The following is a 13,282-nucleotide window of genomic DNA, read 5'->3' as shown; positions in this document are numbered from 1 at the left end:
TTAGTTCTCGTTCTTCTTGTTGCACATCGGGAAGCCCAGCGCTTCGCGGGAAGCGTAGTAGGCCTCGGCAACGGCTTTGGTCAGCGTGCGGATGCGCAGAATGTAGCGTTGACGCTCGGTCACCGAAATCGCCTTGCGCGCATCCAGCAGGTTGAAGGTATGGCCCGCCTTCAGGATGCGTTCGTAAGCCGGCAGCGGCAGCGGTTTTTCCAGCGCCAGCAGCGATTGGGCTTCTTTCTCGTACTGCTCGAAGCAGGAGAACAGGAAGTCGACGTCGGCGTATTCGAAGTTGTAGGTGGACTGCTCCACTTCGTTCTGGTGGAACACGTCGCCGTAGGTGGTAACGCCCAGCGGGCCGTTGCTCCACACCAGATCATATACGCTGTCCACGCCCTGGATGTACATCGCCAGACGCTCCAGACCGTAGGTGATCTCACCGGTTACCGGCTTGCACTCCAGGCCGCCGACCTGCTGGAAGTAGGTGAACTGCGTCACTTCCATGCCGTTCAGCCACACTTCCCAACCCAGGCCCCAGGCGCCGAGCGTCGGGTTTTCCCAGTTGTCTTCCACGAAGCGAATGTCGTGGATGGTCGGATCCAGACCCAGCTCTTTCAACGAGCCCAGGTAGAGTTCTTGAATATTGTCCGGCGATGGCTTAATCACCACCTGGAACTGGTAGTAGTGCTGCAGACGGTTCGGGTTTTCACCGTAGCGGCCGTCGGTCGGGCGACGGGATGGCTGCACATAGGCGGTAGCCATCGGCTCCGGCCCCAGTGCGCGCAGGCACGTCATCGGGTGTGAGGTTCCCGCGCCGACTTCCATGTCCAATGGTTGAACGATGGTGCAGCCCTGGCGCGCCCAATAATCCTGCAGTGTCAGGATCAGGCCCTGGAAGGTCTTGGTATCAAACTTTTGCATGTTGAATTCGCACGCGATACAAGTGGATTTAGATGGAATGCGCCAGTATACCCTTTGACCGTAAGATATACAGCCAGAATCCGGCAACAAGTGCGAATCGGGGCGAGAAGCGCTGAATTTTCACCCTTCAGCCACGGAAACCGCCGGCGACATCAGTGCGGTAAATCCCCGGCACCGCCGCCACCGTCCTCAGAGGGCGAGGCAGACTCGGGTATCGGCTTGCTTGAGAGAGATGCCGCTTCATACCCTGCATGCTTTAACTACCGGCAGCTTAACGCCTCTTCGCCATACAACAGACGTGTTGAAAAACATTCAAATAAGTGAATGGAATGAAAAAAAACATAATTCAGTGTTATATATTTACTTTGTTTTCGCCGATGCCGCACCGGCTGAAATTTACTTGCCATAGTGACTCTGGTAGTATAATGAGAACAAATGACAGCCGCAGCTAAAAAACCATTTAAGTCGCTTAGGAAAAAGATTGAAAATGATAGAGCTCTTTGACGTAGACTATAATTTGCTGCCAGATAACAGATCGAAAGAACTGTTCTCTTTAAGAAAAAAAACGTTTAAAGACCGTTTAGACTGGCTCGTTAATTGTGAAAATAACATGGAGTTTGACGAATACGATAATCGTCACGCCACCTATATTTTCGGCACCTACCAAAATCACGTCATTTGCAGTTTGCGATTTATTGAAACGAAATACCCAAACATGATCAGCGATGGCGTGTTCGACACTTATTTTAACGATATAAAGCTCCCCGATGGAAATTACGTTGAAGCCAGCAGATTATTTATAGATAAGGCGCGCATTCAAGCACTTCAACTCCATCAAGCGCCGATTAGCGCCATGCTTTTTCTGTCGATGATAAATTATGCAAGAAACTGCGGCTACGAAGGCATTTACGCCATTATCAGTCACCCGATGCGCATCATTTTCCAACGTTCCGGTTGGCATATCTCGGTGGTAAAAACCGGATGTTCCGAAAAGAATAAAAATATTTACCTGATCTACATGCCGATAGACGATGCCAACCGAAACAGATTGCTAGCACGCATCAATCAACACGCCACAAAATGGGATAACCCTTTGGATTCATGGCCATTATCCTTCCGTGTCAGCGAGAAGCGGCCGGATGAGTTGCAGCTCCACACCTAACCTGATGGCATGTTTGGCATTGGTGACGCCAAGCTTTTTGACGGCGTTGCCAATGTGATATTTTACAGTGGTGAGTTTTATTCCCAGGATAAGCGCAATTTCTTGGTAGGACTTACCTAAGCTCGCCCAGTAAATAATCTCATTTTCACGCTTGGAGAAAAACTCCCGCTGATTCATCTTTTCAAAGTCAGCAGGCGTGCTCATTTCCTGGTAGAGCGTCGTCATTTTTCCGTGCATGGTGATCAGCAGCATTTGAATTTCGGCCTTATTATTGTCAATCTGCTGTTCAACATCTGCATCGCAATGCTTATCTAGCATAATGGATAACACCACCAGATTATGATGATGATCGTGCAAGACAAAAGTATATCCATTAATAATATTGTAGTTCTTAGCCATATCAAAAATCTTTGGCAACTTTAATCCTGCGCCTATTTCCAAATCTTTATCCCAGGTAAACGGGGTAATTCTATGTGAGGCGGTAATCAAAACAGGATCAATAAACTGATAGTTATTCTTAATATAAAACTCAAACCACTCCGTTCTATTGGAAATGATTGAGAAACTAGCCGGATTTCTTTTATTCATTATAGCATAGGCATATTTTATATTATTGTATTTACTCAGACCACGTTCTAACTCTTCTTTTATAGAGGCATTAATGGTTTCATTATTGAAAAAAAAGTTAGACACTCACCCATCCTCTTCAAGAAATAACAATACTATAAAACGGAGAAGAGTATAACCCGGTTGCGCTGCCAAGTAAATTAATCTGGCAGGCATAATAGGAAGCGTTAATAATGGCCATACGTCTTAAAGAGTAAATTTAAATAATTTCGGAGGGGAAATTAATTTAATCGTAAAATAAGCGCTTCACTGAAGAAGGGCCGATAGAAGGCATGGTACAGCGAATAAACATAAACAAAACAAAGCCATAACAACTCCGCATCATGACATGAATCTGACAAAAAGTGCTCTGTCGAGTTGAGGATGGGGGGATAAGGCAGGCAGGCGAAAACGCCCCTCATCCAAGGATGAAGGGAGAAAGCCATTGACAGTGGAGATTTGGATATACAATAATAACCAAAATTTTCCCTGGTGTTGGCCAAGTGGCTACCTGATCCTTTATAGGATCAGTTTTTTTTTGTGGCGCTATAATTTATCGTTATGCAACAACGATAAGAGCTTTTAGCGACAAATGATAGTTGTACTAAAGTACAGTCTCACTCACAGGCACCGCCTTGCCACCCCGCCTTCCATTAGCCCCATTCTCTGTCCGAGTCGTTCAAAAACGCGCGCTGACGCCGACGTTATACATAAACTGCTCGCCGCTGCTCAGCCCGCCGGTTTGCGAGACGGTGGCGAAGGCCGATACCCTGTCCGTCAACGGCATGTTGGCCCCCAGCGTGACATCCACCCAGTTTTTGTCCTGGCCCGCACTGTCGCGGGTGAACGAGGTTTGCGTCGATTTCAGGCCGCCACCGGCGCGGTAGACGTCGTCGCCGAACTGGTGCTGATAACTCACTTCCGCATAAGGGTTAAACACGCCGAATTGCGTATCCAGCCGCCAGCCCAACGCGCCGATCTGCGAGTGGTAGGTTTGATCGTTGAAGCGCATGGCGGTGCTGTCATCGCCGTCTTCGCTGTAGCCGGAAACGCGGCTGTAATCCCAGGCGAACTGCGCCACCGGCCCGGTAGTCAGGTAAGAAGCGATCGGGAAGTCATAGCCGGCGGTCACGCGTGCGCCCCACTGCTTGCCGGTGGTCGAACCGGTTTCGGTGCGCGTCAGCGGCCCCAGCCGCATGCTGCGGCGGATGTCGTCATAATCCATCGTCGCATAGTGTAGATCGGCGTTAACCCAGCCATGCTCGAATAGCGCCAGTGAACTGAAAGCCGACAGCAGCAGCCCGCGCGCCTTGTAATCAAAGCGGCTGGAAGGATGCTGATCGTCGTTGGAACCGGCGATCAACGCGCCGATCAGCCAGCCGTCGGTCAACTGATAGTCCACGCCGACGGTCAGGTTGTGGGTAGTGGCGTTGCCGTCCCCCGCTGCCCGGTTATCGGCATAGTCGTAGTGCTGGCCGGCATAACCGCCGAACACGCCCAGCGAGCCCTGCGGGTTGTCGCCGTGGCGCAGCTGCTGGAAGCGGCTGTCGAGCGTGGCGCGGCTGTCGCGCGCCATCGCCGCCGTCGCCTGATTCAGCGCCACCACCTGCGCCGGGCCATCCAACACCGCCTGGATATAATCCGCAATCAGCAGGTGCGCCTGCGGGCTCGGGTGGAAGTGATCGGAGAACAGATAGGACTGGCTGGCGTCGAAGCCGGGCATATCGGAGCGGCAGACCGCCGAGGAAATGCCCGGCGGGCAAGCCATGCCGGCGGTGTTGGCGAAGCCGAACTGCGCCGGATTGGCGATCGCTTCGGCGAACAGCTTGTTGACGTCCACCCGCACGATATTACCGCCGCCCTGCGCCAACAAACGGTCTTCACTTTGATTATAGAAATCGGTCAACTGGGCGGCCTGCGCGCTCAGGCTGTCATACGCCGCGATAAGCTGCGTGGCGATCGCCTGCTGCACCTGAGGAATGGCGCTGCCCTGCTTCGCCGCAGCGGCCAATGCCGCATGGATCGCCTGCGTGCGTGAAGCGTTGTCCGGTGTCGCCACCGAATTAAGCGTGGCATACGCCGCCTGAATCGCCGCCCCCTGCACCGGTGACAGCGCCTGTTGAATGATCAATTCCATCAGCTGCGGCGTGGAACCGATGTTCGGTACCGTCGGCACGATCACCGTGCCGGCGCCGGCGTTCAGCAGCGAATGCACCTGCGCGGCAGCCGCGGCGGCGCTGTTATAGGCCACGCCGGGCGCGGTAGCGGCATTCAGTGCCGCCGCCGCCAGATCGTTGCCGCCGATCCAATGAATATACAAACCGTCGCCGTCGGCCTGGCCGTTGACCCGGTTCAGGTAACTCTGCACCTGGTCCTGGGTGTTGTCGGCCGGGTTCAGGCCCGGCACCGCCACGGCGCCACCGGCGGCATAGTTCTCACCGCCGTTGTCCGAAGCCACCAGCGCCGCCCCGATGCGTTGCGCCAACGCTTCGTCGTACAGCAGGTGCTGGCTGCCGTCATAGGTGAACCGGCCGTTGTTGCCGGTATCGCTCAGGCTGTCGCCAAAGACGTAGAGTTGATCGTACGCCTGAGCCGGAAGGGTCACACTGCAAAGCAACGCCACTGCAAGCGCCGCCGGGCGGGGCATGCACGTTATTTTTAGAGGCATGAATCGACTCCTGAGAGCCTGCAAATGAAGGCAATGTCGTTTTTATCGTTGGCCGGTTTTCCACCGGCCATGTAGTAACTATTGTCGGCTTTTTCGTCACGTCAAGCGGGCTGATGACAAAACAATCAGAGGCTTGCCAAGTTCGGCGCTTCGAGCGATGATTACTGTTCATAAATACAGCATAAGGACAGTCAGGATGGCAGACGAACGTTGCGGTTGGGTGACGGCCGATCCGTTGTATCTCGAGTATCACGACAAGGAATGGGGCGCGCCCACCACCGACGCGCGCGAGCTGTTTGAAATGCTGTGCCTCGAAGGGCAGCAAGCGGGCCTTTCCTGGATCACCGTTCTGAAAAAGCGCGAGAACTACCGCCGCGCTTTCCACGGTTTCGATCCGCAGCGGGTCGCCGCCATGACCGAACAGGACGTGGAAAACCTGCTGCAGGACAGCGGCATCATCCGCCACCGCGGCAAGATAGAAGCCATCATCACCAACGCCAAAGCCTATCTGGCGATGGAGGCGGCCGGTGAGAATTTCGTTACCTTCATTTGGGACTTCGTCGGCGGCCAACCGCAGCTCAACCGCTGGCAGGCGCTGAACCAGGTGCCGGCCAAAACCGAGCAGTCCGACGCCATGTCCAAAGCGCTGAAGAAGCGCGGCTTCAAGTTTATCGGCTCCACCATTTGTTACGCCTTCATGCAGGCCAGCGGGCTGGTGAACGATCATCTGACGGGGTGCATGTGCTACCCAAAGCCACGGTGATCCGCCCCTGTGGCCCGGAGGATATCGAACGGCTGATGGCGCTGTGGCTGCCCAGCACCATCGCCGCCCATCCGTTCGTGGCGGAAAAGTACTGGCGTGAGAGCGCCGCGCTGGTGCGGGAAAACTACCTGCCGCGCGCACAAAGCTGGGCCTGCTGGCATGACGACGAGATCGTCGGCTTTATCAGCGTGTTGGATGAGCAGTTCATCGGCGCCCTGTTTGTCGATCGGGCGTTTCACGGTCGCGGCGTCGCCCAGGCGCTGATGACGCACGTGCAGCAGCGCTACCGCCGGCTCAGCCTGGAGGTGTACCAGCAGAACCTGCGCGCCTGCGCGTTTTACCACAGGCGCGGCTTTCAGATAACACAGCGCCTGTTCAATGAAGAAACCCAGGCCTATACGCTGATCATGAACTGGTCGGCAGTCGAAAATTCAACCCATTAGGCTTAAAAAAGGCGCATCCGCACCCCGGATGCGCACAATTCGGAATCCGCTGCATAGCGCCGCCCGGCGTTTTGCCGCATAACTCCCCCAGCTTTTCCCGCGCTCATCATTTGTCACGTTTTTCTCCGGAACTGCCGGCGAAAGCGCGCGTCATAGGTAGCGCGGCGACGCAGGCTCCCTGCGTCACCCACTTTTTTTGCGTCCCCGTTTTGGGCCGGCGCGTACAGATTCTGATGCCATTAAGGACAAGAACATGAAAAAACGCATTGCAATTATTGCCGGCGCCGTGAGCCTCACGCTCGCGCTGTCGGCCTGTACCACCAACCCTTACACCGGTGAATCCGAAGCCGGCAAATCCGGCATCGGCGCGGGCCTCGGCGCCGCACTGGGCGCCGGTGTCGGCGTGCTGTCCTCTTCCAAAAAAGATCGCGGCAAAGGCGCGCTGATCGGCGCAGCGGCCGGTGCAGCCCTCGGCGGCGGCGCAGGCTATTACATGGACGTGCAGGAAGCCAAACTGCGCGACAAGATGAAAGGCACCGGCGTCAGCGTCACCCGTCAGGGCGACAACATCGTGCTGAACATGCCGAACAACGTGACCTTCGACAGCAGCAGCGCCACGTTGAAACCGGCGGGCGCCAACACCTTGACCGGCGTCGCCATGGTGCTGAAAGAGTATCCGAAAACCGCGGTCAACGTTGTCGGCTACACCGACAGCACCGGCTCCCGCTCGCTCAACATGAACCTGTCGCAGCAGCGCGCCGACGGCGTAGCCAGCGCGCTGATCACCCAGGGCGTGGCGGCGAACCGTATCCGCACCACCGGTGCCGGCCCGGACAACCCGATCGCCTCCAACAGCACCGCGGAAGGCAAGGCGCAAAACCGCCGCGTCGAGATCACTCTCAGCCCGCTGCAGTAATCCCGTGCGGGGCGCCACCGGCGCCCCGCCGCCTCCCTGCGATTTTCTCCTTACCCTTCAACACTCCCGCCCGCACATCGGGTATGGTAGTCTCCTTGGCAATTAACCGCAGGAGGGATCGGCTGTGAGCACAGGCAAGGCAACGCGCGCCTCAGGGCGCGCCACCATCAGCGATGTGGCCAGCATCGCCAAAACCGGCAAGACCAGCGTGTCGCGCTATCTGAATGGTGAACAACACCTGCTTTCCGACGATCTCAAACAGCGCATCGAACAGGCGATCCAGCAGCTCGACTACCGGCCAAGCCAAATGGCGCGCAGCCTGAAGGGCGGCCAGACCCGCCTGATCGGCCTGATCCTCGCCGATATCACCAACCCCTATTCGGTGGACGTGATGCGCGGCATCGAGGCCGCCTGCCGCCAGCACGGCTTTACCTTGCTGGTGTGTAACACCAACAACGAAGTCAATCAGGAACAGCACTACCTGCAGCTGCTCAGCAGTTACCGGGTGGAAGGCATCGTGGTCAACGCGGTCGGCATGCGCGAGGAAGCGTTATCCACACTGCAACAGTCGATGCTGCCAATGGTGCTGATCGACCGCAAAATCCCCGACTTCGCCTGCGACGTGGTGGGCCTGAACAACCGCGAAGCCGCCACCGTCGCCACCGAACACCTGCTGCAACAAGGTTTCGAAGCGATCCTGTTCCTCAGCGAGCCGCTCGGTACGGTCAATACCCGTCTCGAACGCCTGCACGCTTTCAGACATACCATGGCGCAGCACCCCACGCTGTTGGCGGAGCAGGCCGAAACGCCGCTCAACGATCGGCAGAAGCTGGAGCAGGTACTGAGCGATTTCAGCGGCCGCCATCGCGGCATGCGCAAGGCGGTGATCTCCGCCAACGGCGCTCTGACGCTGCAGGTGGCGCGCGCCATGCGCCGGCTCGGCATCCAGTGGGGCAACGACATCGGCCTGCTGGGCTTCGACGAACTGGAGTGGGCGGAGCTGGCGGGCGTCGGCATCACCACGCTAAGACAGCCCACCTACCAAATGGGGCACGCGGCGCTGGAGCGGCTGGTGCAGCGCATTCAGGGCCTGGCCGCCCCCAGCGGCGAGCAGATGTTCTCCGGTGAGCTGATCGTCCGCGGCTCCACCACCCGCTAACCCACCCTCTCCGGGGCCGTTGCTCGCCCCGCCCTCATCGGCTGTTTTTTGCTCAGCTTCGTGATTGCGATCATATTTTTACACTCTGTCGCTTTTCGCTGGAACCGGTTCCATTTAACGTACCGGTAACAGCAGCGGCGGCGACTATGCCGCCTCAGGAGTCAAAATGAAAACAGAAATCATCGTGGTCACCGGCGCCTACGGCATCGATACCGTCAAACAACACGGCGGCCAGCGCGCGCTGTTACCCATCATCGCCGGAGCAGGCGCCGACGGGGTGGAAATCCGCCGCGAACTGTTCGCCGCCGGCGAATTGGACAGCCTGCCGGCCCTGGCGCAAGAGATTGAACGCCAACAGCTGTTCGCCGTCTACTCCGCCCCTGAGGCGCTGTTCACCCCGCAACATACGCTGAACCCCAACCTGCCGGCGCTGCTGGCAGAAGCACAGGCGCTGAACGCGCGCCAGCTGAAACTGTCCCTCGGCCATTTCCGCCCCGGCTTCGATTTTACCGAGCTGAAAGTGGCGCTGGAGCAACACCCGGTCAAACTGGTGGTCGAAAACGATCAGACGCCGGACTGCGGCATTTTATCGATGCTGAACGCCTTTTTCCACGCCGCGGAAGATAGCCACCTGCCGGTCAGCATGACCTTCGATATGGCCAACTGGCTGTGGGTGGGGCAAGACGCCTTCGCCGCCGCCGAGCGCCTGGCCCGCCACGTCGGTTACGTGCACGTCAAAGCCGCCACCCAAGGCCCGCGCGGCTGGCGCGCCGTCGCGCTGGACGATACCGACGGCAGCTGGCGCGATCTGCTGGCCCGCCTGCCGCACGATGCGCCGCGCGGCATCGAATTCCCGTTGCAGGGCGATGATCTGGAAGCCGTCACCCGCCATTACGTCAATATTTTGCGTGCGGAGTAACCCCATGATGACAACGTTAACGGCAACGACGGCGCAGCAGGCGCCCCTGGATGTGGTCACGCTGGGCGAAGCCATGGCGATGTTCGTGGCGGCGCAAACCGGCGATTTGGCGGAAGTGGAAACCTTCACCAAACGCATCGCCGGCGCCGAATTGAACGTGGCGATCGGCTTGGCGCGTCTGGGCATGAACGTCGGCTGGGTCAGCCGCGTCGGCAACGATTCGTTCGGCCGCTTCACCCTGCAGCAGCTGAAAAAAGAAGGCATCAACTACCGGCAGGTGACGGTCGACGGCCACTATCCCACCGGTTTTCAGGTGAAATCCAAAACCACCGATGGTACCGATCCCAGCGTGGAATACTTCCGCAAAGGCTCGGCGGCCAGCCACCTGTCGGTCGCCGATTTCGACCGTGAGTATTTCGGTTCCGCGCGCCACCTGCACCTGAGCGGCGTGGCGGCGGCGCTGTCCAGCCAGTCGCTGGCGCTGTGCCACCATGCGGCGCGCGAGATGCGCGCCATGGGCAAAACCATTTCGTTCGACCCCAACCTGCGCCCGGTGCTGTGGCCCAGCCGCGAGGTGATGATCGAGCAGCTGAACCAGCTGGCGTTCGCCGCCGACTGGGTGCTGCCGGGGCTGAAAGAGGGGCAGATCCTCACCGGCCAATCGACGCCGGAAGGCATCGCCGATTTCTATCTGGAACGCGGCGTGCAGGCGGTGATCATCAAAACCGGCCCGGACGGCGCCTGGTTTAAAACCGCCGCCGGCGACAAGGCGGCAGTGGCCGCGGTCAAGGTCGACAACGTGGTGGATACCGTCGGCGCCGGTGACGGCTTTGCCGTCGGCACCCTCAGCGCCCTGCTGGAAGGTAAAACGCTGATACAGGCGGTGCAGCGCGGCAACAAAATCGGCTCGCTGGCGATCCAGGCCATCGGCGACAGCGAAGGCCTGCCAACCCGCGCGGCGCTGGCCGAATAACAATAAAAAAAACGACTTCTCCGCATGACGTCAGCCTCTGGCCCTACAACCGGGACGCGTCGGGAGAGCATCTGCCCCGTCGTCTTGCATGCCCAGCGTGCCGGGCGAAGGGGATGCAACACCACTGAAGGATACTGAACATGAACAAAGCGACTGTCGCGGCCAAACGCTGGTGGTACATCATGCCCATCGTGTTTATCACCTACAGCCTGGCCTATCTCGATCGCGCCAACTTCAGCTTCGCCTCTGCCGCCGGCATCAATGAAGATCTCGGCATCACCAAAGGCATGGCCTCGCTGCTGGGCGCGCTGTTTTTCCTCGGTTATTTCTTCTTCCAAATTCCCGGCGCCATCTACGCCGAACGCCGCAGCGTCAAGAAATTGATCTTCTGGTGCCTGATCCTGTGGGGCGGCTGCGCCTCGCTGACCGGCGTGGTCAGCAATATCCCGATGCTGGCCGCCATCCGCTTTATCCTCGGCGTGGTGGAAGCGGCGGTGATGCCGGCAATGCTGATCTACATCAGCAACTGGTTCACCAAATCGGAGCGCTCACGCGCCAATACCTTCCTGATCCTCGGCAACCCAGTGACGGTGCTGTGGATGTCGGTGGTGTCCGGCTACCTGATCCACGCCTTCGGCTGGCGTGAAATGTTCATCATCGAGGGCATTCCGGCGGTTATCTGGGCGTTCTGTTGGTGGGTGCTGGCGAAAGACAAACCGGCGCAGGCCGGCTGGCTGAGCGCCGAGGAGAAACAGGCGCTGCAACAGCAGCTGGACGAAGAGCAGAAAGGCATCAAGGCCGTGCGCAACTACGGCGAAGCCTTCCGTTCGCGCAACGTGATCCTGCTGTGCGTGCAGTACTTCGCCTGGAGCATCGGCGTGTACGGCTTCGTGCTGTGGCTGCCTTCCATCCTGCGCAGCGGCATGCAGATGGGCATGGTGGAAGCCGGCTGGCTGTCCGCGGTGCCTTACCTGGCGGCGACCATCGCCATGATCGTGGTCTCCTGGGCGTCGGACAAAATGCAAAACCGCAAGCTGTTCGTCTGGCCGCTGCTGCTGATCGGCGCGCTGGCGTTCTTCGGCTCTTACGCCGTCGGCACCAACCACTTCTGGATCTCCTACGGCCTGCTGGTGGTCGCCGGCGCCGCGATGTACGCCCCCTACGGGCCGTTCTTCGCCATCATTCCGGAAATGCTGCCGAAAAACGTTGCCGGGGGCGCCATGGCGCTGATCAACAGCATGGGCGCGCTGGGGTCGTTCTTCGGTTCGTGGTTCGTAGGCTATCTGAATGGCGCCACAGGCAGCCCAGCGGCCTCTTACATGTTTATGGCCATCGCACTGGTGGTGGCGGTGGTGCTGACGCTGATCGTCAAACCCGCCCGCAACGAGATCCAGCCGCAATTGGCTTGATCCGGTTATACTTTCTCTCTGTTAACCCAACCGGGGGGGCGCCATGCCCCCTTTGGCCCAGCTGGAGTTCGTGATGAAGCCTTCTATCGTATTGTACAAAAGCCTGCCCGCCGATCTGCATGAACGTCTGGAACAGCACTTCACCGTGCACGCCTTCAACGGCCTGCAGCCGGAGAACCGCGACGAACTGCGCCAGGCGCTGCAGCAGGCCGAAGGGATCATCGGTTCCGGCGGTAAAATTGACGAAGCCTTCCTGCAACAGACGCCCAAACTGCGCGCGGCCTCGACCGTTTCCGTCGGCTACGACAACTTCGACGTCGAGGCGCTCAACGCCCATAACGTGCTGCTGATGCACACCCCGACGGTGCTGACCGAAACCGTCGCCGACACCATCATGAGCCTGGTACTGGCCACCGCGCGCCGGGTGGTGGAAGTGGCGGAGCGGGTGAAGGCCGGCGAATGGCGCGGCAGCATCGGGCCGGACTGGTTCGGCGTCGACGTGCACCATAAAACCATCGGTATCCTCGGCATGGGGCGTATCGGCCTGGCGCTGGCGCAGCGCGCGCATTTCGGCTTCGGCATGCCGGTGCTGTACAACGCCCGCCGTACGCACGAAGAAGCGGAGCAGCGCTTTAACGCGCGCCGCTGCGATCTGGATACCCTGCTGGCCGAGTCGGATTTCGTGTGCATCACGCTGCCGCTGACCGAACAAACCTTCCACATGATCGGCCGCGATCAGCTGGCGAAAATGAAGAAAAGCGGCATTCTGATCAACGCCGGCCGCGGGCCGGTGGTGGATGAGCAGGCGCTGATCGAAGCGCTGCAAAACGGCGTGATCCACGCCGCCGGGTTGGACGTGTTCGAGAAAGAGCCGCTGCCGGCCAACTCGCCGCTGCTCAGCATGCCGAACGTGGTGGCGTTGCCGCACATCGGCTCCGCCACCCATGAAACGCGCTACGGCATGGCCGCCTGCGCGGTGGATAACCTGATCGCCGCGCTGACCGGCACGGTGAAAGAAAACTGCGTCAACCCGCAGCTGTTGCGGAAATAACTCAGCGCGGCCGGTGGTCTGCAGATAACCGGCCGTGTTGCTCTTCCTGCTGCGGCGCGAACAGCGCCTGCAGCTGATGTTCTTCGGCGAAGCGCTGCAATTCGGCATCCTGAATTGCCTGAACGATCTCTTCTCGCCAGTTTTTGTCCGTCATCGCTAACCTCCTTTGATGTTCATCGTTTAATCTGCCGCAGCGCGTGCGCAAAGCCAAGCCGAATCAATCCGAAAACGCTCCGCCCTTCCTCTCCTCCCCGAAAAACCCCCGCAGGGAGGAGGCCATTTTTTCACCGTTTGC

At 58.6% G+C, this 13,282-nt stretch carries 13 protein-coding genes; 9 read left to right on the top strand and 4 right to left on the bottom strand.

Translation table 11 applies throughout. The features are described from left to right. Positions 1-918 carry a glycine--tRNA ligase subunit alpha gene (glyQ, locus tag ACYF6X_RS00150; RefSeq protein ID WP_043140757.1) on the bottom strand — a complete coding sequence of 306 codons (918 nt, stop codon included), beginning with the start codon at positions 916-918 and terminating at the stop codon, positions 1-3. A gap of 487 nt (positions 919-1,405) precedes the next feature. Between glyQ and ACYF6X_RS00145 the strand changes: the two genes are divergently transcribed. Further along, a complete protein-coding gene (locus ACYF6X_RS00145) occupies positions 1,406-2,080 on the top strand; it encodes an acyl-homoserine-lactone synthase (RefSeq protein WP_063989155.1) in 675 nt (224 codons plus the stop codon). Here ACYF6X_RS00145 and ACYF6X_RS00140 read toward each other — a convergent pair. Both ACYF6X_RS00140 and ACYF6X_RS00135 read right to left on the bottom strand, forming a co-directional pair. Beyond that, positions 2,027-2,773: a helix-turn-helix transcriptional regulator gene (locus ACYF6X_RS00140; protein ID WP_063989156.1), complete on the bottom strand. Its 747-nt coding sequence runs from the start codon at positions 2,771-2,773 to the stop codon at positions 2,027-2,029. The two genes, ACYF6X_RS00145 and ACYF6X_RS00140, sit on opposite strands and share 54 nt — an antisense overlap. Before the next feature lie 592 nt (positions 2,774-3,365). After that, the gene (locus ACYF6X_RS00135; protein WP_063989157.1) at positions 3,366-5,354 is read right to left on the bottom strand and encodes an autotransporter outer membrane beta-barrel domain-containing protein; all 1,989 of its coding nucleotides are present in this window, start codon (positions 5,352-5,354) and stop codon (positions 3,366-3,368) included. Positions 5,355-5,550: 196 nt separating this feature from the next. Between ACYF6X_RS00135 and ACYF6X_RS00130 the strand changes: the two genes are divergently transcribed. The 8 genes from ACYF6X_RS00130 to ghrB all read left to right on the top strand — a co-directional run bounded on the left by ACYF6X_RS00130 (position 5,551) and on the right by ghrB (position 12,987). Continuing rightward, positions 5,551-6,117 carry a DNA-3-methyladenine glycosylase I gene (locus tag ACYF6X_RS00130; RefSeq protein WP_033631404.1) on the top strand — a complete coding sequence of 189 codons (567 nt, stop codon included), beginning with the start codon at positions 5,551-5,553 and terminating at the stop codon, positions 6,115-6,117. Further along, on the top strand, positions 6,114-6,560 hold the full coding sequence (locus ACYF6X_RS00125; protein WP_063989158.1) for an N-acetyltransferase: 447 nt from the start codon (positions 6,114-6,116) through the stop codon (positions 6,558-6,560). Before ACYF6X_RS00130 ends, ACYF6X_RS00125 begins: the two co-directional genes overlap by 4 nt. 253 nt (positions 6,561-6,813) lie before the next feature. Further along, positions 6,814-7,476, top strand: a complete 663-nt coding sequence (locus ACYF6X_RS00120; protein ID WP_033631402.1) for an OmpA family lipoprotein — start codon at positions 6,814-6,816, stop codon at positions 7,474-7,476. A 124-nt stretch (positions 7,477-7,600) separates the two neighbouring features. Next, complete coding sequence (locus ACYF6X_RS00115; RefSeq protein WP_130018613.1) at positions 7,601-8,635, top strand: LacI family DNA-binding transcriptional regulator; 1,035 nt, start codon at positions 7,601-7,603, stop codon at positions 8,633-8,635. Between the two features lie 166 nt (positions 8,636-8,801). Then, positions 8,802-9,554 carry a sugar phosphate isomerase/epimerase family protein gene (locus tag ACYF6X_RS00110; RefSeq protein WP_130018612.1) on the top strand — a complete coding sequence of 251 codons (753 nt, stop codon included), beginning with the start codon at positions 8,802-8,804 and terminating at the stop codon, positions 9,552-9,554. Between the two features lie 7 nt (positions 9,555-9,561). Continuing rightward, on the top strand, positions 9,562-10,527 hold the full coding sequence (locus ACYF6X_RS00105; protein WP_063989205.1) for a sugar kinase: 966 nt from the start codon (positions 9,562-9,564) through the stop codon (positions 10,525-10,527). 140 nt (positions 10,528-10,667) lie between these two features. Then, positions 10,668-11,936 (top strand): MFS transporter, encoded by a 1,269-nt coding sequence (locus ACYF6X_RS00100; RefSeq protein ID WP_055317378.1) that lies wholly within the window; start codon positions 10,668-10,670, stop codon positions 11,934-11,936. Between the two features lie 73 nt (positions 11,937-12,009). Beyond that, positions 12,010-12,987, top strand: coding sequence for a glyoxylate/hydroxypyruvate reductase GhrB (gene ghrB, locus ACYF6X_RS00095; protein WP_063989160.1), 978 nt, complete (start codon positions 12,010-12,012; stop codon positions 12,985-12,987). A gap of 1 nt (position 12,988) precedes the next feature. Here the strand turns inward: ghrB and ACYF6X_RS00090 are convergent, their stop codons facing one another. Next, positions 12,989-13,141 carry a hypothetical protein gene (locus ACYF6X_RS00090; protein ID WP_165384406.1) on the bottom strand — a complete coding sequence of 51 codons (153 nt, stop codon included), beginning with the start codon at positions 13,139-13,141 and terminating at the stop codon, positions 12,989-12,991. Positions 13,142-13,282 lie beyond the last annotated feature (141 nt).

It is taken from the genome of Serratia sp. ID 25-353 (assembly GCF_054792795.1).
This window is presented reverse-complemented; position numbering and strand designations above follow the sequence as displayed.